Genomic DNA, 26,254 nt, shown 5'->3' with positions numbered 1-26,254 from the left:
GTGTGGGTAATTCAGATCAGGCTGTCGGCTCAGTTTCCCGTGTATCGGAAGATGTAGAGCCCAAAGTCACGGTCGCTGGCGGCAACGTATTCGACGCCGTTGTTCTCGAACACGTCCACACCCCAGAAGTTGTTGCCGCCCTGGTCAATGAAGCGACCCGTCTCGACGAGTTTGTCGTCGATGATTTTGGTCACTCGAAAACCTCCCGCGTAATACGAGAAGTACGCCAGGTCGGCCCGCTGCTTGGACGTGGCCACCTCGTGAACCGAGAGGTCGCCGAAGCCCGCAGCGTAGGCCGGGTCCATGGCTTCGGGAATTGCATAGGTGTCCAGCTCGGACATCTTTCCCGTCGAGTTGTCGAAGAGGTGCACATAACCCCAACCGTCAAAGAACGCGCGCACGGAAACGAGGTCTCCGACGGCGCCTAGGCTCAGGCCGGGAATCACGCTGGCAGCACCGGCGAGGCAGGCCGCGTTATCGTACGAGGCCTCGAGGTCGAAGAAACCGAATCCGGTTTGACGGTCGACCGAAGAGGTCGGGATGGTGCCGGCAACGCTCATCCCGAACGCGCCGCATCCGTCGGAACCCTCGCGGTTGATAATGACGATTCCGTCATAGCCGCCGGCCGCTTCAACGTTCGCCACCTTCTCGGTGAACGCGCAGAGGCCACGGGTGACGATCGCGATCTGGCTGCCGCTTGCGGTGACCGGTGCTGGTAGCACAATCGGATCACCGGAACATGCCTGTCCCGCGTAGACGGCATCACCGGTCAGCGACTCGCCGCCTTGCAGCTGCGGGGTGTCGCTGCCCTGCGAGATCTGAAACGGCGTCGCGGAATCATCCGTGGTGCCCTCCGCGCCGTTGGGCGCGAAGTCCTCGTCGGCACCGATTATGAACCTGTTGTCGAGGGTGAACTCGCCCTGGTGGCCGTTACCTTCGGGCTTCTCGATCAGGCCTGCCGACTCCTGAAGCTGCGGGTCGGGGTTGGTGAAGTCCGTATCGCCGATATAGATCGGGGTGTGCACGTCGGTCATGTCGACCGTGACGTATCCGGCGTCCCAGTACGACAACAGCATCACCTGTTTTCCGTCGATCTGCTTGACGACAAGGTCATGCAGAAACACGTCGGTCAGGTTCGCCGGTGCGTTTTGGAGGATCTGCGGAAAGGTCTTGTCCAGATCGTATTCGGCGGTCAGGAACGGCTTCTTCGGGTTGGTGATGTCCATAATGTCGACATCGGTGCCCTCGTCGTTGTCAACGATGACCGCGTACGCCTTCTCGCCGGCATCCCAGGCGAAGACGCTGTGGGTCTGGTTGGCGGTCTTCTTGCCCTGACCATCGGCTGTTGAATCGCCAATGCCCACGGCGAGTGGTGTGGGGTGCTCGGGATTCGTCACGTCATAGAGATTCATGCCGCCGAAACCTGCTTTGTCCTTGCACTTCTCATTGTTGGTGACGAGCACGTCGCCGGTAAAGGCTGGCGTATCGAGTTGAAGGGTCTGGACACCCTCGCCCGGGTAGCTGCCCTCCTTGGACTGGATAAACGCGACCTCCTTCGGCTTCGCGGGGTCCTTGATATCCACGACGTGCACCCCGTTGTAGGTGCACGATACGACGCCCCACGCAGCAAGGTAGGCATAATTCTTAAAGACGCCCACGTCGGCGATCTTTTCAGGCACCGCGTTCTTCATCTTCAGTTTGGAGACTACGTTGACATTGGACTGTGTTGCCGGCAGATGACCGGCGGTTCCGCCGTGCTGGTGGGCGTCGCGAGCGCCGTCGGCGGTCGATATCGAGCCGTCGTCCCCGGGTCGGGCCGATGCAACGGATGTTGTGGCGAGGATCAACGCTGCGACGGACACCAGCGTCAGTCCAGCGCGAATGGCAGGTGATTTGACCATGACACTCCTTCGGTGCGGAATTTTGAATCGAACGTTCGAACCGTAGTCCGCCCTTGCACACTTTGGCAAGGAAGTACAAATCGACCAGGGTGGGGCCGCCATGGCGATACGGTGCGCATGCGTCGCCATGGCCTACCCCTCGCGGTGGATTTCGATCCGAATTCCTGCCGGACGCTTGTTCATCGCAAGCGTGGTTCAACGGACAGCAGAACGGCCGAGAGCGCGACCAGAACCCGTGGGGAGAAGGTCCTCTGGACGCGTGCATCCCGTGGCCTCATGAGGGCCTGATGCCCTCGGTCCGCGGGAGTCCCGGGTCACGAACAGCGGCACCGCCGGTGTTCGGTGCCGCCAAGCTCGTTATGCTCGGCTAGTGTTGCGTACAGGCAGAGCAAATGTGCTGGGTGTTTTGAGTTGGCGAGGCGTTGGCGTTCCAGCAGCAGGATTCGCCACAATCCCGGATTTCGGGCAAGTTACCGCAAATGCGCAGTCTCTCGAAAGTTCGTGTTCTTGCGGATTCTCATTGAATTTGATTGCGACCGGACCTTTTACACCGTGGATATTATCGGTTCGAGCCCGGTAGGGCCCGCAGAGAATTCTTCCAGGACTTGTGATCGTGAGGTCGAATGACACGCACGATGCAGGGCTTCTGGGGTGGGCTGGTGTGTTGTGCCTGATCGGCTGGCATTCGGGGCCGCGGTCGAACAACTGTCGCTCGCTCACGAAAGCCGCACCAGTATCTGTGCCCCTTTCATGCAGGTGCTGCCGGTCAATGCAGCAGCGGTGTGCACGCTCGGGGCCCCGTTTGGGTCCGAGACCGTGAGCGCGAGCAATGCCATGGCGGCCCACTTCGACGAGCTGCAATTCGACCTGGGTGAGGGGCCTGCCTGGGCGGCGCTGGCCACCAGACGGCCCGTACTCGTCGACAACTTTGCGACGTCGTCGGGCGCGACCTGGCCGGCGCTGATGAAAGCCGCACGGAACACCGAAGTGCACGCTGTCTACGCCTTTCCACTCATCATGGGGTCGGTCGATATCGGAGCTGTCTCGCTGTTTTCGACCCGCTCGGGCGGCCTCACACCCGCGCAGATTCTGGACGCGGAAGTGCTCGCACAGATAGCCGCGCTCCAGGTCTTGCGTCGATCCCTCACCGCGCAAACATTGAAAACAAATCTGGAAGATAATGAAGGATATTCGCGGCGTGTCGTTCATCAAGCGACCGGAATGGTTCTGGCCCAGCTCAATCTTTCCGCGGCCGACGCGCTTCTGATAATTCATGGACATGCTTTTGCTCATGGACGAACTGTTCGGGAAGTCGCCGCAGATGTAGTGACACGACGATTGGATTTCTCGTCGATTCCCGAGTCTTAGCGTGGAAATATGGTGACAAAAACCCGGGAGGGTCAACTCCTTGAGACCTTCGTTACCCTGGCCGACACACTCGTCGCCGACTACGATGTCGTCGACCTTTTGCACACCCTGGTTGAAAAATGCGCCGCCCTGCTGGAGGCTTCGGCGGCGGGCATCATCCTGTCGGGCGGTGACGGCGAGCTGGAAGTGGTGGCGTCGACCAACGAACGCAGCCGCCTGGTCGAAATTCTGCAGCTGCGAGCCGGGAGCGGCCCGTGCGTTGAGAGTTTCACCTCCGGGCTGGCCGTCGCCGTTCCCGACATCGACAGGACTGGCGATAAATGGCCCAAGTTTCGCCAGGGGGCACTCGCCCAGGGCTTCGCCTCGATGCACGCCGTACCGTTGCGCCTGCGGGCAACGATCATCGGCTCACTCAATCTGTTCTGGGATCGCACCGGCGGCTTGAGTACGGCCGACACCAACACGGTGCAGGCACTCGCGGATGTCGCGACCATAGGCATCCTGCAGGAGCGGGCTATTCGCGAAAGCGACATCGTGCGCCAGCAATTTCAGCACGCGCTGAGCAGTCGAGTGTTGATCGAACAGGCCAAGGGCGTCGTGGCGTACACCCACGGGGTGCACATGGGCGATGCCTTCGACAAGATTCGCGAGTATGCCCGTCATAACGGTCTTCCACTGGCCGATGTGGCCGAGTGCATCGTCAATCGCGTACTGATCCTGTAGCGTTGCAGCGACTAGTTGCGAACTAGCCGAGACTGACCTCCCGTTTATGCTGGGCGGGCGTATAGTGGCATTGGCCGCCCCGGACCCTGGCAGCACACGCACTAAACGTGAGCTTTCGAGGAAGATCATGAAACGTATATTTCACCCCGGTGGGTCAGTTATTACCGGCAGCGATCTGGCTGATGCGGTCTTGCTGTATGCCGAGGCACTGTGTAACCGTCGACAAGTCGACGTCGTTGATATACCGGTCATGGGCGACGGCGGTACTCTCCTTCGTGCTCAGTTTTTGATCGGTTCCGCGAGTCAGCTGGTCAGCGTCACCGCGGACAGTCTGTCGCCAGAACTGGTCGAACCGGAAACCACGGACTTTCTGCACCGCAAGGCCCAAACCGGAGCCATGATTCCGGCGGCGTGGACCCGAGAGGAATCGGCTGCCGCGCAGTTCGACGAGTTCGACTACTGACCTATCTTTTCGCGGACCCGACGCATCGGTTGCGTCCTGTCCGCGAAACCTTGGCACCGGTCGCCCGGTAGGCTGAATGGGTGCCATTCTCGCTCGCCGACGTTACCCTCGTCGCTCATACCCTCTGGCCCCCGGGCGGTGCCGAAGCGTGGGATGCACCGGGGCTGGTCAGTGGCGATCCGGCCCGGCCGATTCGCAGCATCCACTTGGCCGTCGATACCGTCGCCGACACGGTCGACGAGGCTATTGCGGCCGGCGCCGACCTGTTGCTGACGCATCATCCGTTACTGCTGCGCGGTGTCACGAGTATCGCCGAGGACACCTACAAGGGCGCACTGCTCAGCCGGCTGATTCGCGCCGACTGTGCCCTGCTGGCCGCCCACACCAACGCAGACGTGGTTGCTGACGGCGTGTCCGACGTGATCGCCAGTCGGCTGGGGCTGATCGACGCACTGCCCATCACGAGTGGCGCTGTGCCGGGCACCGGCATCGGACGGGTTGGTCGTCTGCCGAAACCGACCACGCTCGGACACCTGGCACACACCGTGCTGGCCCTGTTGCCGGCCACGGCTTCAGGGGTTCGCGTCGCCGGTGACTATGCAGCCCCGATCACGACGGTTGCTCTCTGTGGCGGTGCCGGTGATTCCCTGCTTCGCAATCCGCAGGTGCTGGCAGCAGATGTCTACATTACCTCCGATCTGCGCCATCACCCTGCGCAGGAGGCACGCGAGCAGGCGCTCTGCGTCGGCGGACCCGCCCTCATCGACGTCGCACACTGGGCCAGCGAATGGCTCTGGCTGGAGCCGGCGGCCGTGCAGTTGCGGGCGAACCTGCCGGGGGTGTCGGTCACGGTGAGTGAGTTGAACACCGACCCGTGGGATTTTTCCGTCGTGCACTAATTCTTTTTTCTTTCGTCAGTACAACTCAATTCCAGCGTTAGGTCAGGACATCGTGAAGGCATCACCACTCCAGCAGAAAGAACTTCTGCGGCTTCAGGCCCTCGACATCAAGGTTCTTCAGCTCAGCCACCAGTCAAAATCACTCGCGGCGCACACCGAGCTTGCCGCGCTCAACCGGGAGGCTGAGGCCAGCCGTATGAAGCTGCTCGGCCGGTCCGGCGAGCTCGACGACGTGCGCACCGAATTGGGACGCATCGAGAGCGACGTTGAGGTCGTCGAGAAGCGCATTGCCCGCGATACCGACCGCCTGCAGAACACCTCATCGATCAAGGACATCCAGGCCCTGGACTCCGAGGTGGCCTCACTCAAGAAGCGCCTGTTCGATCTCGAGGAGATTGAGATTGCCGTGCTTGAGCGCCAGGAAGAGCACGAGGCGGCCGTCGCTGTGGTGGAGCAGGAACGCGACGCCATCGCCGAGCGGGTCGCCGCGACGGAAGCCGTTCGGGATGAGTCGCTGGTCGACCTCAACCGTCAGCTCGGCGAGTTGACCCGTGATCGCGCGACGATCGCGGCTACCATCCCCGATGACCTCGCTGCCCTGTACGAGCGCCTGCGCATCAGCGGCCACGGCAACGCCGCGGCGCTGCTGCGTGCCCGCACCTGCAGCGGATGCACGATGACTCTGACCGGGAGCGACCTCGCTGATGCCCGTCAGGCTCCGGCGGACGAGGTCATCTTCTGCCCCGACTGTGGCGCCGTGCTGGTGCGCACCGAAGAGTCCGGAATCTAGCGCCGGTTCGCACGTCGCCTGCTCGCCCGGTAGGCTTTGTACTCGGAATGGGTCGGCAAGACGGTCGCGTCATTCGGGAGATCTTCGGGTCTAGCGGATGCCGAGGAACGTCCGGGCTCCATAGAGCAGGATGGTGGGTAACACCCACCCGGGGTAACCCGCGAGACAGTGCCACAGAAAGTAGACCGCCACCAGCGCGAGCTGGGGGTAAGGGTGAAACGGTGGTGTAAGAGACCACCAGAGGCCAGGGTGACCTGGTCGGCTCGGTAAACCTCGTCCGGAGCAAGGTCAGACAGAAAGCGTTGAGGCGGCTCGCCGAGCTTTCGGGTAGACCGCTAGAGGGCTGCGGCAACGTAGTCACGAGATAGATGGCCGTCGACGGTGCGCAAGCACCTGGACAGAACCCGGCGTACTAGCCGGCCCATTCCACTTCATTCACCCCGCGGTCCAGTGATACAGCTTCTCCGGACGCCCGGCGTGACCATATTTTTGGGTGATGCCGGCACGTTCGGCGGCGACCAGGAATTCAAGATATCTGCGGGCGCTCACCCGAGCCAGACCCAGGTTTTGGGCCACGTCGCTGGCCGAGATGCCCACGGTGGCGCGCTTGAGCGTGGCCACGACGGCGTCGAGCGTCACCTCGGACAGCCCCTTGGACAGCGCCAACCCGGTGGGCCCGGGGGCACTGGCTGGCGGCGCGACCGTGCCGGGTTGCAGCATCCGGTCTATTCGGGCCTGGTCGAGCATCGATGCTGTTACGGCGGCGTGTTCGTGCAGGTCCAGCCGATGTTGAACGTACTGGTCCAGTCGCTCGAGCAGCACGGTCGAGGTGAACGGTTTGACCAGGTAATGCATGACCCCACCGGCCATCGCCGCCCGCACGGTATCGAGCTCCCTGGCAGCGGTGATGGCAATGATATCGACCGGGTCACCGGGAAGATTACGCGCAGCCCGCAGCACCTCGATGCCGGATATACCGGGCAGATGGATGTCCAACAGCACCAGGTCTGGCTTCAGCCTCGTGATCAGATCGAGGCCGTCGGTGCCGGTATAGGCGACGCCGACGATCTCGAACCCACCGTGAGCGAGCAGAAAACCGGTGTGAATTCCCGCGACTGCACGGTCATCGTCGATGACGACCGTGCGGATGAGAGCCGTGCAAACGGGAGCCGTGCGAATGAGTGTCATGAGGCGGTTCCAATGGGGTCGGGCGAAGATGGTACGGCAGCGAGGAGCACAGTGAAGGTTGCTCCGCCGTGCTGCGACGGCTTGGAGGTGACGAATCCGGTGCGGCGCACGGCTACGCGCTGCACGAGTGCCAAGCCGAAACCGCGTGCTCCGGGGCGGCTGGCGTCCCGGGTGGACTGGCCGGCTTCAAATATTCGCACGCGGTCCTTCTCCTTGATTCCGGGGCCGTCATCGGAAACGACGATGGTGGCACCGGTCCCTTCTTCACTGAGGCGAACGTGGATGGTGCCGTCGGAGCCGATCGCCTCTATAGCATTGTCGATGAGATTGCCGAGTACAGTGACCGGATCCGTCGTTCCATCGGGTGCCAGAGTAGACTTTTCGTCGATTACCAGATTGATGCCCTTCTCCGCTGCGATGGTGCTCTTGGCCATGAGCAGACTCGCCACGTCGGGGTCGGTGATGCCGGGGGAGAGCGCACGGGAGAGCACGGAACCACCGTGCCCGGCGCGAGTGATGAAATCCACCACCTGTTCGGTGCGCCCCAGTTCGATTAACCCCGAAATGACATGCATCTTGTTGGCGAATTCGTGGGCCTGGGCGCGCAAAGCCTGCGTCACATCCCTGGCGCCATCCAGGTCTTGCAGAAGCTGGTGCAGCTCGGTCCGGTCCCGCAGAATCAATACCCGGCCGACCAATCGACCATCGACGGCGGCATCGTTGGACCGCGCCAGCAGAACGCGTTCACCGACGAGCACGGTCTCATCGCTTTCCCCGCTCTCGGCCAGCATCCTGGCCAGTTCCGCACCGACCACGTCCGTCGCCGGACGCCCCACCGAGTCATCGTCCGCGCCGAGAAGTCTGCGAGCCTCGTCGTTGACCAGCGCGACGGAACCGGCGGCATCCACCGCGACGAGGCCCTCGCCGATACCGTGCAGCATCGCCTCGCGGGTCTCCAGCAGGGAGGCGATCTCTTCGGGCTCCAGCCGGTGGATCCGGCGCCACACCATCCGAGAGATCATCGTGGCCCCGGCTGTTCCCACCAAGGCAGCCCCGAGGAGCCAGATCACCAGTTCGGGCAGCACCTTGTATAGGTCGGCGCGCAGCGTCTGCTCCAGAATTCCCACCGAGGCCATGCCGATGATGACTCCGGACTCGTCGTAGATGGGTAGTTTGACCCGCCAGGTTTCCCCGAGCGTGCCGGTCTGCGTGCCGACATAGGTCGCACCAGACAGCGCAATCGACGGATCGGTCGAGGTTACGTGGCCGATCATGGCCGGGTTTGGATGCGAATAGCGCACGCCGGTGTCGTCGGTAACGACGACGTAGGTCACATTGGCGGCCTCGGAGATCAGCTCGGCAATGGGCTGAATGGTGGCGCTGGGATCACTATCGTCAAAGGCATCCACGATCGCGGGCAGCTCGGCCACCGACTGCGCGACTCCCACCATGCGGGCTTGATAGGCATCACGAATCTGCTGCTCCTGCAAGCGGATGGCGACCGACCCGGCAACGAGGACGACGATGAGAACAATAAAGAGTTGCAGAAAGAACAACTGTGTTCTCAGCGACATCGACTGAATCATTTTCCCATTCTCCCATCTGGCCAGGCGTGCAGTCCGACGGGCGCTGTCCGTAATGACCAATATGCGCACTATGACCGAATTCTTCCGCGGGCCGATGGGGCTCCATACGCTGGGGCACAGCGTAGCTATACGCATCACAGTGAAGTGAATAGAGGAAGACAGCATGAAACAAGGCTCAGGGACGCGTCGAACCGGTTTGATCGTGACGGCGGCAGCATCCGTTCTGCTACTCGCCGGGTGCAGTACCCCGGCAGCGACCAGCGGCGGCAGCGATGAGGCAGCAGCCGGCATCGACAAGCTCAACATCATCGTTCCAGCCGACCCGGGCGGTGGCTGGGACCAGACCGGTCGGGCCATCGAAAAGGACCTGCAGGCCAACGACCTCGTGACGAGCGCCTCCGTCGTCAACGTCGGCGGCGCCGGCGGCACCAACGGGCTCGCCGCCATGAAGACCGAGAAGGACATCAACACCCTCATGGTCATGGGCTACGTCATGGTCGGTGCTGTCGAAACGAACAGCGCGGCCAACCGCATCGAAGACACCACCCCGATCGCCCGCCTCACCGACGAACCGCTCGTCGTGGTCGTTCCGGCGGATTCCCCGTACGACACCATTGGCGATCTGCTCGACGACATCGGCGAGACCGGCCAGGCCGTCTCGATCACCGGCGGATCGGCCGGCGGTGCTGACCATATTCTGGCCGGCATGATGCTCAAGGAACAGGGCATCGGCGCTGACAAGCTCAACTACATCCCCTACTCGGGCGGCGGAGAGTCCCTGGCCGCGCTGCTCGGCAACAAGGTCAACGCCGGCATCTCCGGCGTCGGCGAGTATGCCGAGCAGGTCAAGGCTGGCAAGCTACGGGCCCTGGCCGTGTCGGGATCGGATGCTGCCCCGCAGCTTCCCGACACCGAAACACTGACCGAGCAGGGGATCGACGTTGTGCTGACGAACTGGCGCGGAGTGGTCGCCCCCGGATCCATCGATGCCGCACAGGCGAAAGTCCTCACCACGCTGATGGAAGACCTGCACGCCACCGACACCTGGCAGACCACCCTCACCGATAACAACTGGGCGGATGCCTTCATGATCGGCGACGAGTTCGCCGATTTCCTCACCGAAGACATCGCGACGGTGAAGGTCACGCTGAAAGACATCGGTCTACTGTAACCCGATGACCGCTCCCACAGCCGAGTCGCTGGGCGGGGGTGGCCCGCACTGGGCTGCTCCCGCCCGGCCCGTCGGAGAAATAGTTTTCGCGTGTGTCATCCTCAGCCTGGGAGTCGTCGGCTTCGTGGCCGGCGCCGATATCCGCACGCCGCCATCAGCCAGTGACATCGGTCCCCGCGCGTTCCCCTTTGTGGTCTCCGGACTGCTCGTCCTGATCGGCGTCGGCCTGATTTTCCAGCTGCTGCGCGGCCACGTCGGCGTCGCTGAAGAGGGCGAAGACGTTGACCCGAGCATCAAAACCGACTGGCTCACGGTCTTGAAACTGGTTGGCTTCGTCATAGTTCATATCGTGCTGATCGTGCCGCTTGGCTGGCCCGTCGCGGCCGCCGTGTTGTTCTTCGGCGCGGCCTGGTCACTCGGCGCCAAGCCCTGGTGGCGCAACGCCCTGACCGGCATCGTGCTGGCGTTGATTCTGCAATTCGTGTTCGCGGGCCTCCTCGGCGTGTCCCTGCCGGCCGGTTTCCTCCTGGAAGGGGTGGCCATCTTCAATGGATAACTTCATCAACCTGATGAATGGCTTCAGCGTCGCGATGCAGCCGATGTATCTGCTCTACGCCCTCGGCGGGGTCTTCATCGGCACTGCCATCGGCGTGCTGCCGGGCATCGGCCCGGCCATGACCATTGCCCTGCTGATGCCGATCACCTACAGCCTCGAACCGACAGCGGCCATCATTGTCTTCGCTGGCATCTACTACGGCGGCATGTATGGCGGGTCAACGACATCGATCCTGCTCAACACCCCGGGGGAGTCGGCGTCGATCGTGACGGCCCTCGAGGGCAACAAGATGGCCAAGGCCGGGCGGGGCGCTGCGGCTCTCGCCACGGCAGCTCTCGGGTCGTTCGTCGCGGGAACCCTCGCGACAGTGCTGCTGAGCTTCCTGGCACCGTTTGTGGCTGAGTTCGCCATCCAAATCGGGCCGGTTGAGTACGTGGCTCTGATGCTTGTCGCCTTCCTCACGGTAGGAGCCTTGCTCGGGGCATCCGTTCTGCGTGGGCTGGCCTCACTGGCCCTCGGTCTGTTCATCGCGCTGATCGGCGTCGACGCCCTCACCGGTCAGCAGCGCTACACCTTCGGTAATCCGTTTCTGGCCGACGGTATCGACGTTGTGCTCGTCGCCGTTGGCCTGTTCGCCGTCGGCGAGGCCATGTACGTGGCGTCCCGGCTGCGGCACGGTCCGGTCAAGGTGATTCCGGTCACCGGCGGCTGGACGACCTGGATGAAGAAGGACGACTGGAAGCGGTCTTGGAAGCCGTGGCTGCGCGGCACCTTCATCGGCTTTCCGATCGGTACGATTCCCGCTGGGGGAGCGGATGTCGCCACCTTCCTCTCGTATGCGGCCGAACGTCGACTGGCCAAGGGCAAGAACAAGAAGCAGTTCGGCAAGGGCGCCATCGAGGGCGTCGCCGGCCCGGAATCGGCCAACAATGCGGCGGCGGCCGGAGTTCTGGTGCCGTTGCTGACCCTGGGAATTCCGACGACGGCCACGGCCGCGATGATGCTCGTCGCGTTCCAGCGCTATCAGATTCAACCGGGGCCGTTGCTCTTTGAAACCCAGGGCGCACTGGTTTGGACGCTCATCGCCAGCCTGTACGTCGGCAACCTGATGCTGCTGATTCTCAACCTGCCGTTGGTGGGCATCTGGGTCAAGATTCTGCAGATCCCGCGCCCGTACTTGTATGCCGGAATTCTGGTGTTCGCCGGGCTGGGTGCCTTCTCGCTCAATTTCACGCCGGTTGACGTGGCTATTCTGCTCGTCGTTGGCGTGCTGGGCTTCTTCATGCGGCGTTACGGCTACCCGATCGCGCCGATGGTGGTCGGGCTCATTCTTGGCCCGATCTTTGAGAACCAGCTGCGTCGGTCGCTCGCGATCTCGCAGGGGGATCCAACGGCGCTCATCGCGTCACCGATCGCGGCAACCATCTACGTTTCGCTGATCGTGATCTTCGCTCTGTCCTATTGGATGAAGCGTCGCCAGCGTGCGATGGAGTCTGAGCGAGTTTCCGAGGACGACCCCGTCGACGAACGGATGGCACGGTAGCGTTCGTCTAGTTCAAACGTCAGCAGGACCGACACCACAAAAGTGATGTCGGTCCTGATGACGTTGAGCGGTGCGCCTCAGCTGGTGCGAATCAGCCGGGGAACCTGGCGGCGAGGGCGGCCGCACCGAGGATGCCGGCGTTGTTGCGGTGCACGGCCGGGATAATCCTGGTTTTCAGGCGCAGAAGCGGCAGAAAGTCCTCGTGATGTTTGGAGACGCCGCCGCCGACGATGAACAGGTCGGGAGTGAACAACAGTTCCAGGGTTGTGTAGTACTTCTGCAGGCGTGACGCCCACTTGTCCCAGCTGAGGTTCTCGCGTTCTTTGGCCGAGTACGCCGCCCGGGTCTCATAGTCGTGACCGTCGATTTGCAGGTGGCCGAGTTCCGTGTTCGGAACCAGCACACCGTCATTGAGCAGCGCCGAACCGATTCCGGTGCCGAGCGTGGTTAGCAGTACGACGCCGGCAACGTCCTTCGCCGCCCCGAACTGCGCTTCGGCGTATCCCGCGGCATCCGCGTCGTTGATGAAGTGGATGGGGAGCCCCAGGCTCTTTTCGAACAATGCCTCAGCGGCCAGGCCGATCCACTTCGACGACACGTTCGCCGCCGACATGGTGTGCCCGTTCTTGACAACCGCGGGAAAACAGATGCCGACCGGCAGGTCGCCGACTCCCTGGGACACCGTCCCGAGCAGCGTGCGCGTGGTTTCAATGATGTCCTGCGGTCGGCCGCCCTTGGGTGTCGGCAGCTTCACCCGCTCCGAGAGCAGGTCACCGGTCGACAGATCGACGACGGCTCCCTTGATTCCGGTGCCACCGATGTCGATGCCGATTGCCGTCGTTGCAGTCATGAAGTGAACCTATCTGGTCGAAAGAGCGGTCAGGGCAGGGTCAGAATTTCGGCGCCCCGTTCGGTCACCACGATGGTGTGTTCGAACTGCGCCGTGATGCTGCGGTCGCGGGTGAGGACCGTCCAGTCGTCATCCCAGATGTCCCAGTCGCTCGTGCCGAGGGTGAGCATCGGCTCAATGGTGAAGACCATGCCGACCTCCATCACGGTGTCGTACTGCGGGGCGTCATAGTGCGGAATGATCAGGCCGGAGTGGAAGGCTTCGCCGACGCCGTGCCCGGTGTAGTCGCGCACCACGCCGTAGTTGAACCGTTTCGCATAGGACTCGATCGTGCGGCCGATCACATTGACCTGCCGGCCGGGGGCGACGGCCTTGATGCCGCGGGCCAGTGCCTCGCGAGTGCGCTCGACCAACAGGGTGACCTCTTCGCAGGCTTCGCCGACGATGAAGGTGACGTTGGTATCGCCGTGCACGCCATTCTTGAAGGCGGTGATGTCGATGTTCACGATGTCACCGTTTTCGAGCACGGTGTTATCGGGGATTCCGTGGCAGATGACCTCGTTCACCGAACTGCACAGCGACTTCGGGTAGCCGCGGTAGCCGAGCGTCGAGGGGTAGGCGTCGTTGGCGACCATGTAGTCGTGACCGATTTGGTCGAGTTCCTCGGTCGTCACGCCGGGAACGATTGCCCGGCCGACAGCGGCAATGGCCTCGGCGGCGATGCGGCCCGACTCACGAATGAGCTCGATCTTCTCGGCCGAGTAAACGTCGGAGCCGGTGAACGGGCTCGGGCCGGTCTTGCCGACGTACTCCGGGCGAACGATCTGGGAGGGAACGGAACGGGTCGATGACACCGTTCCCGGGATGAGGTGACCGATTGAATCCTTAGGCATAGGATCAAGCTTATGGCCGAGGACAAAGAACACGCATTCTGGTACAACATGCGCACCGGCGAGGTCGAGCACGGCCTGCAGTCGGCGTCGCTGGATCGGGTCGGTCCGTTCAATACCCGCGAGGACGCCTCCCACGCCCTGGAGAAGCTGCGGGCGAACAGCGCCAAGTGGTCTGAGGACGACGCGCGAGACGCTCGCTAACGGCCCGAAGGCGCGTTACTCATAGCTGTGCTCTGGAGCCGGGTAGGCGCCGGAGGCGACATCGGCGGTGAACCGTTGCACGGCATCCGTTAGCACCGCTCGCACGTCAGCATACTGGCGCACAAATTTTGGTACCCGGCCGCTGGTCATGCCGGCGAAATCGGTCCAGACCAGCAATTGACCGTCAACGGATGGTCCGGCACCGACCCCGATAGTCGGGATCGACAGGCGTTCGGTCACCTGGGCAGCGACCGAGGCCGGGACCATTTCGAGGACCACGGCAAAGGCACCGGCCTCCTGAACGGCGAGGGCGTCGATAATGAGTGCTTCGGCCGCTTCGCCGCGGCCCTGGATAATGTGACCGCCAAGCCCGTGCTCGCTCTGCGGGGTGAAGCCGATATGCCCCATCACCGGGATGCCGGCCGACACGATGCGCCGAATCTGTTTGTGGCTGCGCTCCCCACCCTCCAGCTTCACCGCGTGCGCCTGGGATTCCTTCATGAACCGCACAGCCGTGGCCAGGGCCTGATCCGGACCGCTCTCGTAGGACCCGAACGGCAGGTCCGCGACGACGAGCGCGCGGGTGACCGCGCGCGCCACGGCGCGGGTCAGCGGAATGAGCTCGTCAACGGTGACCGGCAGGGTGGTCTCGTAACCGAAGACGTTGTTGCCGGCCGAATCACCGACCAGGAGAAAGTCGATACCGGCCTCATCAAAAATCTGTGCGGTGAGCATGTCGTAGCTGGTCAGGCCGGTAATCGGGATGCCTTGCAGCTTCGCGGTCTGGAAATGTCTGGTGCGTACCCGCTTGGGGCCCTCGGGAGCGTGTCCATACGGCTGCTGAACCGGGACATCGGCGGGAGGGACTATGGGCTCTGGCACTGTCAACTCTGGCATGCGACAAGTTTAGTCAGGCAAGGAATCGTGCTTGGAGCCAGTAGCCTAGGCAGTAGTTATTAAAGTTGGAGCAATCAGAAAGAGCGTGAATGGACAAGCAGCGCGACTTCGTTCTTCGGACCATCGAGGAGCGAGGAATCAAGTTCGTTCGACTCTGGTTCACCGATGTCGTCGGCACCCTGAAATCGGTCGCCATCGCGCCCGCCGAGGTTGAAGGTGCCTTCAACGAAGGCCTCGGTTTCGATGGCTCGGCCATCGAAGGCCTCACCCGTTCTTTCGAAGCGGATGTCTTGGCTCACCCGGATCCCACCACGTTCCAGATTCTGCCGTGGCGCGGCGAGGTCGACCCGACCGCCCGCATGTTCTGCGACATCACCACGCCCGACGGGCAGCCCGCCGTGGCCGACCCGCGCAACGTGCTCAAGCGCACCCTGGCCAAGGCAGCCGACCGCGGCTTCACGTTTTACACCCACCCCGAGGTGGAGTTCTACCTGCTCAAGTCCTCGAAGTACGGCAAGAACGGGCCGATCCCGGTCGACTCGGCGGGCTACTTCGACAACGTTCCCGGCGGCACCGCGCACGACTTCCGTCGCCGGTCCGTGCGCATGCTCGAAGACCTGGGTATCTCGGTGGAGTTCAGCCACCACGAAGCGGGACCCGGCCAGAATGAGATCGACCTGCGGTACGCCGATGCGCTGACCACCGCCGATAACATCATGACCTTCCGCACCGTGGTCAAGGAAGTCGCCATTGAGCAGGGCGTTTACGCGACGTTCATGCCCAAGCCCATGTCTGAGCACCCCGGATCCGGCATGCACACCCACATGTCGTTGTTTGAGGGCGACGCGAATGCGTTCTACGAGGCTGGTGCCAAGTACCAGCTGTCCAAGATCGGCCGCCAATTCATCGCCGGACTGCTGAAGCACGCGCCGGAGATCACCGCGGTGACCAACCAGTTCGTCAACTCCTACAAGCGGCTGTGGGGCGGCGACGAGGCCCCGAGCTTTGTCTGCTGGGGCCACAACAACCGTTCGGCCCTCGTGCGAGTACCGCTGTACAAGCCGAACAAGGGCCAGAGCGCTCGCGTCGAGTACCGCGCGATCGACTCAGCGGCCAACCCCTACCTCGCCTACTCGCTCATGCTGGCTGCCGGCCTCAAGGGCATCGAGGAGGGCTACGAGTTGCCGCCCGAAGCCGAGGACAACGTCTGGAGCCTGAGCGACACGGAGCGCCGTGCCCTCGGCTACACTCAGCTGCCGGCGAGCCTGGACCATGCCATTCAGTTCATGGAGGAGTCCGAACTCGTCGCGGAGACGCTCGGGGAACAGGTCTTCAACTACGTCCTGCTGAACAAGCGCCAGGAATGGCGCGACTACCGGTCGCAGGTCACTCCGTTCGAGCTGCAGAAAAATCTGGAGATGCTCTAACTCGCAACCCTGTCGATGATCGAAGGAATCACCCGCGATGGAGCGTTCGTATTTAACACTGACCGAGCTTGTTCGGGTCGGGTTCGTGGACCTCACAGAGGTGCGCGGTCGGCTCGACGAGGTCGAGCGCCTCGGTGCGAGCAGCCCACACAGCGCGTCCGAGGCGACCGACCGGTTGACCGACACGCACCGGCTGCTTCCGCTCCTGACGAAAACGGCCAGTCCGGATGCTGCGCTGGTCGCGCTGGTCGCGCTGCTCCGGCAGGGATCCGCTGAACTGTTCCACCTGCTGCAGTCGTGCGCTGCGGCCAGGCGTCTGCTCCGGGTTCTCGGGGCGTCGAGTGGCCTCGCCGAATTCTTCCTGCGACACCCGAACGAATTGTCCGTCCTCAAGGTACCGCTGGCCGTGCTGCCCAGCGTCGATGACCTGGTGCGCGACCTGTTGGACTCGGTGGGCGCGAGCGACGGATTCTCCCGCCTGGTGGACGAGGAGGCCTGGATCGCCCTTCGGGTGCGATACCGCCGCCGGCTAGCACAACTTGCGGCCTTCGACCTCGAACAAGATGACCCCGTGGCCGGGCTCGACGGAGTGGCCCGCACCCTGTCCGACCTCGCGACGGCGGCTCTCGAGGCCGCCCTCGCTGTCGCGCGCACCATGTGCAGCGGCGAGTCGGCCGGCCGCGGCGTGTTCCCCACCGAACAGGTGCGCGCGACCCGGCTGGCGATTATCGGTATGGGCAAGGCCGGCGCGAGTGAACTCAACTACGTCAGTGATGTCGATGTCATCTTCGTCGCCGACGGTGATCACACGGTCGGGCTGGAAAGCTCCCGCGCCGTCGAAATAGCGACCCGGCTGGCCGTACTCATCATGCGTGCACTCAACGAGTCCGCTGTCGAACCGGAACTCTGGGAGGTCGATCCCAACCTGCGCCCGGAGGGCAAGAGCGGTGCGCTCGTGCGTTCGATCGAATCCCACCTCGCCTACTACGATCGCTGGGCCAAGAGTTGGGAGTTCCAGGCCCTGCTCAAGGCGCGCACGCTCGCGGGGGACCGCGAGCTCGGGGGACGCTACATCGACGCCGTCACACCCAAGGTCTGGAACAGCGCCAGCCGCGAGAATTTCGTCGAGTCCGTGCAGCGGATGCGGGAACGCGTCACCGACAATATCCCCGACGATGAGGTCGATGTGCAGCTCAAGCTCGGGCCGGGAGGCCTGCGCGATATCGAATTCACGGTGCAGCTGCTGCAGCTCGTGCACGGCCAGACTGATCCGGAGGTGCGCCAGGCCGGCACCCTCCCCGCCCTGACCGCACTGGCCACGGCCGGCTACGTCGGGCGGGCCGAAGCGACCGAATTCGCCCAGGACTACCGCGTGCTGCGCCTGATGGAGCACCGGCTGCAGCTGCAGAAGCTGCGCCGCACCCACCTGGTCCCCCGGGACGAGGCGAACCTGCGGGTGCTGGCCCGGTCGACCGGTCTGGCGACGAGCGCTGCGGGGCTGACCATCCGCTGGTCAGAGACCAAGCAACGCGTGCGCGGCCTGCACGAGCGGTTGTTTTACCGTCCGCTGCTCTCGGCGGTTGCCTCACTGCCGGCCGAGGGTCTGAATCTGACCAGTGCGCAGGCCGAGGCTCGGCTGGCCGCGATTGGTTTCCTTAACACCAAGGGCGCCCTCGCCCACATCGCGGCGCTCTCGGGTGGGGTCTCACGACGCGCGGCAATTCAGCGTCATCTGCTGCCCGTCCTGCTGCAGTGGCTGTCCCAGGGGGCTGACCCCGACTATGGCTTTCTCGCGTTTCGGCGGCTCAGCGACAACCTTGGCTCGACCTACTGGTTCCTGCGCATGCTGCGCGACTCGTCCGGCGCTGCGGAGCGACTCACCCGCGTGCTGTCCGGCAGCCGCTACATCGGGGAACTGCTCGAGAAGATCCCCGAAGCGGTGGCCTGGTTGGAAGACGAGGACGACCTGCAGCCTCGTCCACTCAGGGCCCTGCGGGACGAAACACGCGCGGTACTCGGCCGACACGAAAGTGCGGATGCCGCTAGCACCATCCTTCGGGCGGCGCGCCGGCGCGAGATGCTCCGCCTGGCCTTCGCCTCGCTCCTCGGCCAGATCAACCTCGACCAACTGGGTCAGGGCCTCACCGATGTCAATGCGACCTATATCCAAGGAGTGATCGCGGCCATTCGCGGCGGCGAACTCAGCGATTCGGCTGAGAGCCCAGCATCCGCTTCTCCCGATGGCATTGAATTTGCGGTTGTCGGAATGGGCCGCTTCGGTGGTGCTGAACTCGGTTTCGGCTCCGACGCCGATGTCATGTATGTCTTTCGTGCCGGCACCCTTGAGGGTGAAGCCGCCAACGAGCGTGCCAGGTTTATCGTTCGTGAACTCAACCGGCTGAGCGATGACGCCCGCCTGCCGTTGGATCTGGACATCGGCCTGCGCCCGGAGGGCAGCAATGGGCCGGTGGTGCGGTCGCTTGAGTCGTACCAGGCCTACTACCGGCGCTGGTCGCTCACCTGGGAAGCCCAGGCGCTGCTGCGCGGCCGCGGAGTCGCCGGGGATGCCGCTCTGCTGCGCGACTTCGAGGCCGTGGCCGCCGAGGTGCGGTATCCGAGCAATATCAGCGAGCAGGCCGTGCGTGAGGTCCGCCGCATCAAAGCGCGGGTCGAGAACGAGCGTCTGCCGCAGGGAGCCGACTCGAACCGGCACCTCAAGCTGGGGCGCGGGTCGCTCAGCGACGTCGAATGGCTCGTGCAATTGCTGCAACTGCAGCACGCCGCGGCCATTCCCGCGCTCCGCACGACGTCGACTCTGCACGCCCTGACCGAGGCAGTGACTGCGGGTTTGATTCCGGCAGCGGATGCCGCGGTCTTGCGCAGCGCCTGGGTCTTCGCGTCCCGCGCGCGCTCGGCCATCACCCTGTGGACCAATCACACCTCGAACGTGCTCCCGACGGATCGCGCAGCCCTCGAAGGCATCGCCCGCGTGATGGAATACCCACCGGGGTCGGGCAACCAGCTGGAAGACGACTACCTCGCCGTCACGCGGCGCGCCCGCGCCGTGTTTGAGCGTTTGTTCTATGGCCCGGTGGAGCGCCCGGGCCCGACGGCCGGCTGAGCCTGCGCGGGGACGTCAGCTACGAGGAAAGGACCGCATCCGAGGATGCGGTCCTTTTCTCACACGTTGGGCTTAGACGCCGTAGTAGAGCTCGAACTCGAATGGGTGAGGGCGCTGAGCGAGCGGCTTGATCTCGTTTTCGCGCTTGTACTCGATCCAGGTCTCGATCAACTCAGGGGTGAAGACGTTTCCTGCCAGCAGAAAGTCGTGGTCCGCTTCGAGGGCCTGCAGGGCTTCTTCGAGCGAAGCCGGAACCTGGGGGATGTTCTTGGCTTCTTCGGGCGGCAGCTCGTAGAGGTCCTTGTCGACGGGCTCGTGCGGTTCGGTGCGGTTCTTGATCCCGTCGAGGCCGGCCATGAGCTGCGCGGCGAACGCGAGGTACGGGTTGCCGGAGGCATCGGGTGCACGGAACTCGAGGCGCTTGGCCTTCGGGTTGGTGCCGGTGATCGGGATGCGGATGGACGCTGACCGGTTGCCGGCCGAGTAGACCAGGTTGACCGGTGCTTCGAAGCCGGGAACGAGGCGGTGGTAGGAGTTCACCGTCGGGTTCGTGAACGCGAGCACTGCCGGAGCGTGCTTTAGCAGGCCTCCGATGTACCAGCGGGCCACATCGGAGAGTCCGCCATAGCCGGCCTCATCGTAGAACAGCGGCTTGCCGTCGGCCCAGAGAGACTGGTGGGTGTGCATGCCAGAGCCATTGTCGCCGAACAACGGCTTGGGCATGAAGGTCGCCGTCTTGCCCCAGTCGTGCGCGGTGTTCTTGACGATGTACTTGAACTTGAGCAGGTCATCGGCCGCGTGCACCATGGTGTCGAACTTGTAGTTGATCTCGCCCTGGCCGCCGGTGCCGACCTCGTGGTGGCTGCGTTCGAGGATGAGGCCGGCTTCGATCAGCTTGAGGCAGATGTCGTCGCGCATGTCGACGTGCTGGTCGACCGGGCTGACCGGAAAGTAGCCGCCCTTGAATGGCGTCTTGTTGGCGAGGTTTCCGCCTTCTTCTTTCTTGCCCGAGTTCCAGGCGCCTTCGCTGGAGTCGACGGAGTAGAAGCTGGTGTGCTGGTTAACTTCGTAACGCACGTCGTCGAAAATGTAGAACTCGGCTTCGGAGCCGAAGAATGCGGTGTCGCCGATGCCGGTGGAGGCGAGGTACTTCTCAGCCTTCTTGGCTACCTGGCGCGGGTCTTTGGAGTAGATCTCGCCGTTGCGCGGGTTGTAGATGTCAAACAGCATGATGAGCGTGCGCTCGGTGCGGAAGGCGTCGATGTATGCGGTCGACACGTCGGGGATGAGCTGCATGTCGGATTCGTGGATCGACGCGAAACCGCGGATCGACGAGCCATCGAACATCTGGCCAACGGTGAAGAATTCTTCATCAACGGTGGATGCCGGGATGTTGAAGTGCTGCTGCACACCGGGAAGATCGGTGAAACGGATGTCAAGGAACTTGACGTCCGTGTCTTTGATGAATTTGAGCACTTCTGACGAATCGCGGAACATGCGGATAAACTCCAGACGACGTGGGCGTGTAAATTGCCGAATCGGACACATCGGCTTTATTGAGATTAGTAGCGCTGCGTTACTTGTCCGTGACGCTTATGTTTCACACATGTTACAGGGGAGCCTGCTCGGTAGACTTATCGGGTGCCAGACTCCAGCTCCCGCCCGAACACGTTTGGTCCAGTGCCACCGAGCAAATGGCCGGGGGAGCGCCTCGGGCTACCCCAGCACGGGCCGAGTTCGATCGGTCGGCCTGGACGGCGAATTCTGGGCTTCGCCATCGACTGGGCCATCGCGATCGCGGTGTCGGCGATCTTCTTCAACTACGATCCGGCCGCGAACCTAATCATCTTCGTCATCCTGCAGATCGTGTTTATTCCGACCATCGGGGCCAGTATCGGCCACCGGCTCGTTGGCCTGCGGCTCATCTCCCTTCACGGCGGTTGGATCGGGCTGTGGCGGCCGGTGGTGCGCTCGCTGCTGCTCGGGATCGCGCTTCCCGCCTTGGTCTGGGATTCCGATCAGCGCGGCTTCCACGACAAGATCGCCGGAACGGCCCTCATTCGTCAGTAGCGGTCCGGTCTGTGCCGCACAGTCCGAACAACCAAAAGAAGGGCCGCACGCGAAGCGTGGGCCCTTCTTTTGGTTCCCCGGAATCGGGTGAATCTGTCTGGAGTCAACCGCGCTGCGGGCGCGCCTTCATCGGGTCGACGCCCTTGGGAATGGGAAGCTTGGTGCCCATGGAATTCAGGCGGTTGTTGACCGCAAGAACTTCGGCCTTGGTCAGGGTGGGCTTGATCCGGGTTAGACGGCGGGCCAGCTTGTGCAGCGGCACGGCGTCGTCGTCGGGTCCAACCGAGATCACGGTCACGCCGACGTTGCCGCCGATGCGCACGATCTTGCGCTTCTCTTCGTCGAGCATGCGTGTGGTGCGCGTTTTCGGGCCCTCGCTGATCAGCACGACTCCACCGCGACCGACAGCCCGATAGACAGCATCCTGAGTCTTGCCGTTTACGGCGACCGGCATTTCACTGCCGACCCACCCCCGCTTGAGCGAGCTGCGCAGCACGGCACCGACAGCACCGGGCTGGCCCTCGATCTGCGAATAGGCGGCTTTCTCGGCCCGCCGCCCCAGAATGATGAGCATCGCCAGGATTCCGGCGAGCACGCCGGCGACGATCCACAGCACCATCGTGAAGACGTTGCTGCCGGGGATCAGCAGGGCCAGGGCCAGGCTGATCAGAACGGGGATTAGGAAGGCCAGAACCAGAATCCAGACGATATTCGAGTCATATCGTCTCGTCATCTGGAAAACCTGCCACATTTGCTTCAAGCGGCCGGGTTTCTTCGGTTTTTTGGGGGTCTTTTCCTTGCTGCGTGCCATGGGTATAAGACTACCCAGTCACTCGAATGCCGAGTGACCGAATTCACCCCGTCCTCGCATTAGGAGACGGCCTGGGCGAACCCAAGTTGGGCATCCGCCAGCTGGCGCAGGTCGGCCGGAATCTCCCGGCCGGTCGCGACCATGGACTGGGCCCACAGCCGGCCAGCCCGATAGGACGACCGCACCAGCGGACCGGAAAGCACGCCGAGAAAGCCGATTTCTTTGGCCTCCTCATTGAGTTCGACGAATTCCTCCGGGCGCACCCAGCGGGCGACCGGCAGGTGTCGGGCACTCGGCCGCAGGTACTGCGTGATGGTGATGATGTCGGTGCCGGCTTCGTACAGGTCGTGCAGGGCCTGGGTGATTTCCGCGCGTTCTTCACCCATTCCCAGGATGAGGTTGGACTTGGTAATCAGACCGGCGTTACGGCCCTGGGTGAGCACGTCGAGCGACCGGTCGTAGCGAAAGGCGGGGCGGATGCGCTTGAAGATGCGCGGCACGGTTTCGACGTTGTGCGCGAAAACTTCCGGTTGGGCTGAGAACACCTGCGCGAGATGATCCGGGTTGCCGGAGAAGTCCGGCACCAGAATCTCGACGCCGGTTCCGGGGCTCTGCTGGTGGATCTGGCGAATGGTCTCGGCGTAGAGCCAGGCCCCCTCGTCGGGCAGGTCGTCCCTGGCCACACCGGTCACGGTGGCATAGCGCAGGTTCATGGTGACAACCGATTCACCGACGCGGCGGGGCTCGTCGGTGTCGTAGTCGGCCGGCTTCCCGGTGTCGATCTGGCAGAAGTCACAGCGTCGTGTGCACTGGGAGCCGCCGATCAAAAAGGTTGCTTCGCGGTCTTCCCAGCACTCGAAGATGTTGGGGCAGCCGGCTTCCTGGCAGACCGTGTGCAGGTTCTCGCTTTTCACGAGACTCTGCAGCTTCTGATATTCGGGGCCCATTTTGGCGACGGTCTTGATCCAGGCCGGCTTACGTTCGATCGGAGTTTCGGCGTTGCGAATTTCCAGGCGTAGGAGTTTGCGGCCTTCGGGTACTGCGTTCATGCGTTCGTCCTGACGTTGTCGAGGCTGACGGGGTTAAGGCTGTCGGTGTCGGCTCCCAGCGTGCGCTGAAAGCCAGCGGTGATGGGGTCGATCAGGTCACTCGGGTCTACGGTGCGGCCGAGGACGCGGGACATTGTGGTGACTCCGGCATCGCGAATTCCGCAGGCGATGATGCGGTCATACGGCTCGAGGGAGTTGCTGCAGTTGAGCGCGAAGCCGTGCATGGTGACACCCTGTGCCACTCGAATTCCAATGGCGGCGATCTTGTCTTCGTGGCCGGCCGGTCCGACCCAGACTCCCGAACGTCCGGCTACCCGGACGGCGTCGATGCCGAAGCCGATCAGCACCTCGATCAGCATGCCCTCGAGAGATCGAACATAGCCGACGACGTCGACCGGTTCTGCGAGGTGCAGGATGGGGTAGCCGACCAGCTGCCCAGGTCCGTGCCAGGTGATTTTACCGCCGCGGTCGACGTCGATCACCGGGGTGTCGTCGACGGGGCGTTCTTCCGGCAGGGTGCGTTTACCCGCGGTGTACACGGCGGGATGCTCCAAAAGGAGGACGGTGTCCGGTCGCTCACGGGCGACGACGGAACGGTGGACTGCGCGTTGGAGCTCTAGGCCCTCAACATACGGCACGGAGTTGGCGCTTAGCCCCGCGACGACAAAGTCGAGCATTGGCCCAGTCTAGGGGGCTGCGGGGGAGTTGGGGCGAGCTGCAGACGTTTGTCAGTCTGGCTGCCGTCAGGTTTCTGCGCTCCTCCCCGCTTTCCTGGTTCGCCCGTTGTGCACCGGTGCGTGCCGGCCAGGTCTGTGCACCGGATTCCCGCGAGAACATGGTCTCGTGAAACGACGCAGCGCAGCGCCCCCGGCTCCGGTCGATGACCCGATCCAATTCAGAAACCCGATCCAATTCAGAAACCCGATCCGACTTGGTGACCCGATTCGCTTCGGTCCTCGGCCGCAGCTGGAGGTCGACGGAAATCGCGCGCCGGGGTCGGCAGCGCTGCAGAGCGAATGCGTCGTTGCCGGCTACCGACTGATTCGGCTGCTTGGCACGGGGGACCGCGCTGCAATCTATCTCGGACATTCCAGCAGCGGCGCCATGGTCGCCCTCAAGATATTCCGTGCCGACACCGAGTCGGCGAGCATCGAGAGCGACATCGCCGTCCTCACCTCGGCAGCAGCGCCGGGGCTGGTCCGGCTGCTCGATGTCGCGCAGCTCGGTGATGGTCGAATCTGCCTGATCTTGGAACGGCTCGCCGGCGGGTCGTTGGCCCGCTATTTGATCGAACATCCCGTGCTGTCGCCGGGCGAAGCGGTGACCCTCCTCGCCCCCGTCGTGGTGGCCCTCAACGCGCTGCATTCGGCCGAGTTCGCACACGGCAGCCTCAGCCAGGCCACCGTACTGCTCGACGCGACCGGCCGCTCCGTGCTGACCGGATTCGGTGCGATCCGCCAATTCAGCGACGCCCTACGAGAGCGGATGCCGCTCCTCCGCGCCGATTACACCCGGCTGGCGACCATCGGGCGGTGCGTCTGTGCTGGGCTCGCCGAGACTGACGCGCGCAGCCACGGCGGGGCAGAATTGATCCGGCGGTTCCACGAGGCGGTGGATCCGAGCGACGGTGCGGGTCGGTACGGTGCTGGTCAAACCAGTGTTGGGCCGTACGATGTTGGCCGGTACGGCGCAGAACCTGGAGCGTTCCTCGCACTGAAACCGACGGAATCGATCCTGGTGGATCTGGAACGCGCCCTGTTCGACTGGGCCGACGCGGAACCGCTGCGGGGCTTTCGACTCGTCACCGAACCGGATCCCGACAGCGCCGGGTCGGCTGACCCGTCGATCGGTGGCCAGGAGGTTGCGGAGCCCGCTCGGCGAATCGGAAACCTGCAGATCCGAGGCACGTTCAGCGAACGCGGCCACGCCACCGAACGGACTGCGCCGGGCCCGTACGCCCCGGAACACGACGACCCCGTTCTGCACGACCCCGACCCGTATCCTTCTGCTGTCAATGCGGGCCTGAGACCGCCCTCCCGGGCCCTTGGTAACCTGGTGGCGAGGGTCGCCGGGTTACGGCATCTCCTCAGCTGGCTGCTCAGCCGGCTGCTCAACAGCCTGGTTGATGCACGTCCGGTCGCGGCACTCGGGCATGGCCTGCGTAAACGACTTCACGGTCGTCGAAGGCCTATCCTGGTGGCGGGATTGGTCGGTGTCAGCGTGCTCGTGTTGGCACTGACGTTGTTTCCGCTCTCCGGTCATTCCGGGCGCCCCGGTCCCGCGGCCGACGCGGTGGCGGCCGGACCGCCCGCAACGTCCGCGACACCGGATAATAGCGACCATTCTTCAGACCACAGCCAGGCTGGTGGTGCCGTCTCCGACCTTGAAACGCCGGACGCGGCTGCGATTGCGGGGGACGATCCGATTGCGGCCGTGGTGGCGCTGCTCGCCGGCCGGGCCGCTTGCCTCGCTGCGGCGTCCCTCGTCTGCCTGGTGGGCGTCGACCAGACCGGGTCGGCCGTGCTCGCTCTGGACAGCTACGACGCGCGTCAGCGGCAACAGGGCGGGTCAGGACCGCAACTGCCGGACTACGTGGGCCACCTGCCGACCCTCGCGGAACGAACCGGCAACCTGGCCGTTGTCGCACTCGCCCCGGGCGCCGGGAACGAAAAAGGCCAGCCAGCCTCGGTCCTTGTGGTCAAGGGCGAGGGCGGCTGGCGTCTTCGTGAGATTTTCGACTACTGATT

The 26,254-nt window shown here is 63.6% G+C and carries 23 protein-coding genes and 1 other RNA gene; 14 read left to right on the top strand and 10 right to left on the bottom strand.

The window, feature by feature from the left end:
* Positions 1-29 precede the first annotated feature (29 nt).
* On the bottom strand, positions 30-1,901 hold the full coding sequence (locus E3T41_RS04805; protein ID WP_092448656.1) for a PA domain-containing protein: 1,872 nt from the start codon (positions 1,899-1,901) through the stop codon (positions 30-32).
* A 666-nt stretch (positions 1,902-2,567) separates the two neighbouring features.
* Here E3T41_RS04805 and E3T41_RS04800 point away from each other — a divergent pair.
* The 6 genes from E3T41_RS04800 (at position 2,568) to rnpB (ending at position 6,572) form a co-directional block, all read left to right on the top strand.
* Complete coding sequence (locus E3T41_RS04800) at positions 2,568-3,269, top strand: GAF and ANTAR domain-containing protein (RefSeq protein WP_241991030.1); 702 nt, start codon at positions 2,568-2,570, stop codon at positions 3,267-3,269.
* A 9-nt stretch (positions 3,270-3,278) separates the two neighbouring features.
* The gene (locus tag E3T41_RS04795) at positions 3,279-3,992 is read left to right on the top strand and encodes a GAF and ANTAR domain-containing protein (RefSeq protein ID WP_174775277.1); all 714 of its coding nucleotides are present in this window, start codon (positions 3,279-3,281) and stop codon (positions 3,990-3,992) included.
* Positions 3,993-4,119: 127 nt separating this feature from the next.
* Positions 4,120-4,455 (top strand): hypothetical protein, encoded by a 336-nt coding sequence (locus E3T41_RS04790; RefSeq protein ID WP_134477518.1) that lies wholly within the window; start codon positions 4,120-4,122, stop codon positions 4,453-4,455.
* A gap of 80 nt (positions 4,456-4,535) precedes the next feature.
* A complete protein-coding gene (locus E3T41_RS04785) occupies positions 4,536-5,354 on the top strand; it encodes a Nif3-like dinuclear metal center hexameric protein (RefSeq protein WP_092448654.1) in 819 nt (272 codons plus the stop codon).
* Between the two features lie 52 nt (positions 5,355-5,406).
* A complete protein-coding gene (locus E3T41_RS04780; RefSeq protein ID WP_092448653.1) occupies positions 5,407-6,144 on the top strand; it encodes a zinc ribbon domain-containing protein in 738 nt (245 codons plus the stop codon).
* Between the two features lie 48 nt (positions 6,145-6,192).
* An RNA gene (gene rnpB, locus E3T41_RS04775) (RNase P RNA component class A) lies at positions 6,193-6,572 on the top strand.
* 7 nt (positions 6,573-6,579) lie between these two features.
* On the opposite strand, the gene E3T41_RS04770 is transcribed toward rnpB, so the two are convergent.
* Together E3T41_RS04770 and E3T41_RS04765 are read right to left on the bottom strand one after the other, a co-directional pair.
* Positions 6,580-7,332 carry a response regulator gene (locus E3T41_RS04770; RefSeq protein WP_104132509.1) on the bottom strand — a complete coding sequence of 251 codons (753 nt, stop codon included), beginning with the start codon at positions 7,330-7,332 and terminating at the stop codon, positions 6,580-6,582.
* Positions 7,329-8,906, bottom strand: coding sequence for a sensor histidine kinase (locus E3T41_RS04765; RefSeq protein WP_241991029.1), 1,578 nt, complete (start codon positions 8,904-8,906; stop codon positions 7,329-7,331). Before E3T41_RS04765 ends, E3T41_RS04770 begins: the two co-directional genes overlap by 4 nt.
* Positions 8,907-9,081: 175 nt before the next feature.
* Between E3T41_RS04765 and E3T41_RS04760 the strand changes: the two genes are divergently transcribed.
* From E3T41_RS04760 to E3T41_RS04750, 3 genes are read left to right on the top strand one after another with little or no spacing between them, the layout of a single operon-like run.
* Entirely contained in the window at positions 9,082-10,089 is a 1,008-nt protein-coding gene (locus E3T41_RS04760) for a tripartite tricarboxylate transporter substrate binding protein (RefSeq protein ID WP_104132507.1), read from the top strand.
* Between the two features lie 4 nt (positions 10,090-10,093).
* Positions 10,094-10,645 carry a tripartite tricarboxylate transporter TctB family protein gene (locus tag E3T41_RS04755; RefSeq protein WP_134477514.1) on the top strand — a complete coding sequence of 184 codons (552 nt, stop codon included), beginning with the start codon at positions 10,094-10,096 and terminating at the stop codon, positions 10,643-10,645.
* Positions 10,638-12,188 carry a tripartite tricarboxylate transporter permease gene (locus E3T41_RS04750; protein ID WP_134477512.1) on the top strand — a complete coding sequence of 517 codons (1,551 nt, stop codon included), beginning with the start codon at positions 10,638-10,640 and terminating at the stop codon, positions 12,186-12,188. The genes E3T41_RS04755 and E3T41_RS04750 overlap by 8 nt, the downstream gene beginning before the upstream one ends.
* A 91-nt stretch (positions 12,189-12,279) precedes the next feature.
* Here the strand turns inward: E3T41_RS04750 and ppgK are convergent, their stop codons facing one another.
* A complete protein-coding gene (ppgK, locus tag E3T41_RS04745) occupies positions 12,280-13,038 on the bottom strand; it encodes a polyphosphate--glucose phosphotransferase (RefSeq protein ID WP_134477510.1) in 759 nt (252 codons plus the stop codon).
* A gap of 29 nt (positions 13,039-13,067) precedes the next feature.
* Positions 13,068-13,931, bottom strand: coding sequence for a type I methionyl aminopeptidase (gene map, locus E3T41_RS04740; protein ID WP_092448730.1), 864 nt, complete (start codon positions 13,929-13,931; stop codon positions 13,068-13,070).
* Between the two features lie 12 nt (positions 13,932-13,943).
* Between map and E3T41_RS04735 the strand changes: the two genes are divergently transcribed.
* Complete coding sequence (locus E3T41_RS04735; protein ID WP_104132505.1) at positions 13,944-14,132, top strand: SPOR domain-containing protein; 189 nt, start codon at positions 13,944-13,946, stop codon at positions 14,130-14,132.
* Positions 14,133-14,147: 15 nt separating this feature from the next.
* Here the strand turns inward: E3T41_RS04735 and panB are convergent, their stop codons facing one another.
* Positions 14,148-15,029, bottom strand: a complete 882-nt coding sequence (gene panB / locus E3T41_RS04730; RefSeq protein WP_134477508.1) for a 3-methyl-2-oxobutanoate hydroxymethyltransferase — start codon at positions 15,027-15,029, stop codon at positions 14,148-14,150.
* A gap of 89 nt (positions 15,030-15,118) precedes the next feature.
* Here panB and E3T41_RS04725 point away from each other — a divergent pair, with 89 nt between their 5' ends.
* Together E3T41_RS04725 and E3T41_RS04720 are read left to right on the top strand one after the other, a co-directional pair.
* Positions 15,119-16,456 (top strand): glutamine synthetase family protein, encoded by a 1,338-nt coding sequence (locus E3T41_RS04725; protein ID WP_092108031.1) that lies wholly within the window; start codon positions 15,119-15,121, stop codon positions 16,454-16,456.
* 37 nt (positions 16,457-16,493) lie between these two features.
* Entirely contained in the window at positions 16,494-19,577 is a 3,084-nt protein-coding gene (locus E3T41_RS04720) for a bifunctional [glutamine synthetase] adenylyltransferase/[glutamine synthetase]-adenylyl-L-tyrosine phosphorylase (RefSeq protein ID WP_134477506.1), read from the top strand.
* Between the two features lie 72 nt (positions 19,578-19,649).
* Here E3T41_RS04720 and glnA read toward each other — a convergent pair whose 3' ends face one another.
* Entirely contained in the window at positions 19,650-21,074 is a 1,425-nt protein-coding gene (gene glnA, locus E3T41_RS04715; protein WP_092448643.1) for a type I glutamate--ammonia ligase, read from the bottom strand.
* A 144-nt stretch (positions 21,075-21,218) separates the two neighbouring features.
* Between glnA and E3T41_RS04710 the strand changes: the two genes are divergently transcribed.
* The gene (locus E3T41_RS04710; protein WP_092448642.1) at positions 21,219-21,647 is read left to right on the top strand and encodes an RDD family protein; all 429 of its coding nucleotides are present in this window, start codon (positions 21,219-21,221) and stop codon (positions 21,645-21,647) included.
* A gap of 103 nt (positions 21,648-21,750) precedes the next feature.
* Here E3T41_RS04710 and E3T41_RS04705 read toward each other — a convergent pair whose 3' ends face one another.
* Genes E3T41_RS04705 through lipB form a run of 3 tightly spaced genes read right to left on the bottom strand, consistent with a single transcriptional unit; the run spans position 21,751 to position 24,184 of the window.
* Positions 21,751-22,458 (bottom strand): DUF4191 domain-containing protein, encoded by a 708-nt coding sequence (locus E3T41_RS04705; protein ID WP_104132502.1) that lies wholly within the window; start codon positions 22,456-22,458, stop codon positions 21,751-21,753.
* Between the two features lie 59 nt (positions 22,459-22,517).
* The gene (lipA, locus tag E3T41_RS04700) at positions 22,518-23,507 is read right to left on the bottom strand and encodes a lipoyl synthase (protein WP_092448640.1); all 990 of its coding nucleotides are present in this window, start codon (positions 23,505-23,507) and stop codon (positions 22,518-22,520) included.
* The gene (gene lipB, locus E3T41_RS04695; protein WP_092448639.1) at positions 23,504-24,184 is read right to left on the bottom strand and encodes a lipoyl(octanoyl) transferase LipB; all 681 of its coding nucleotides are present in this window, start codon (positions 24,182-24,184) and stop codon (positions 23,504-23,506) included. Before lipB ends, lipA begins: the two co-directional genes overlap by 4 nt.
* A 166-nt stretch (positions 24,185-24,350) precedes the next feature.
* Here lipB and E3T41_RS04690 point away from each other — a divergent pair, with 166 nt between their 5' ends.
* Complete coding sequence (locus E3T41_RS04690) at positions 24,351-26,252, top strand: protein kinase (protein ID WP_166791493.1); 1,902 nt, start codon at positions 24,351-24,353, stop codon at positions 26,250-26,252.
* Positions 26,253-26,254 lie beyond the last annotated feature (2 nt).

Origin of the sequence: Cryobacterium sp. Hh38 (genome assembly GCF_004403235.1) — a bacterium.
Lineage (GTDB): Bacteria > Actinomycetota > Actinomycetes > Actinomycetales > Microbacteriaceae > Cryobacterium > Cryobacterium levicorallinum.
The sequence above is the reverse complement of the archived record's forward strand: the minus strand, read 5'-3'. Positions and strand labels throughout refer to the sequence as shown.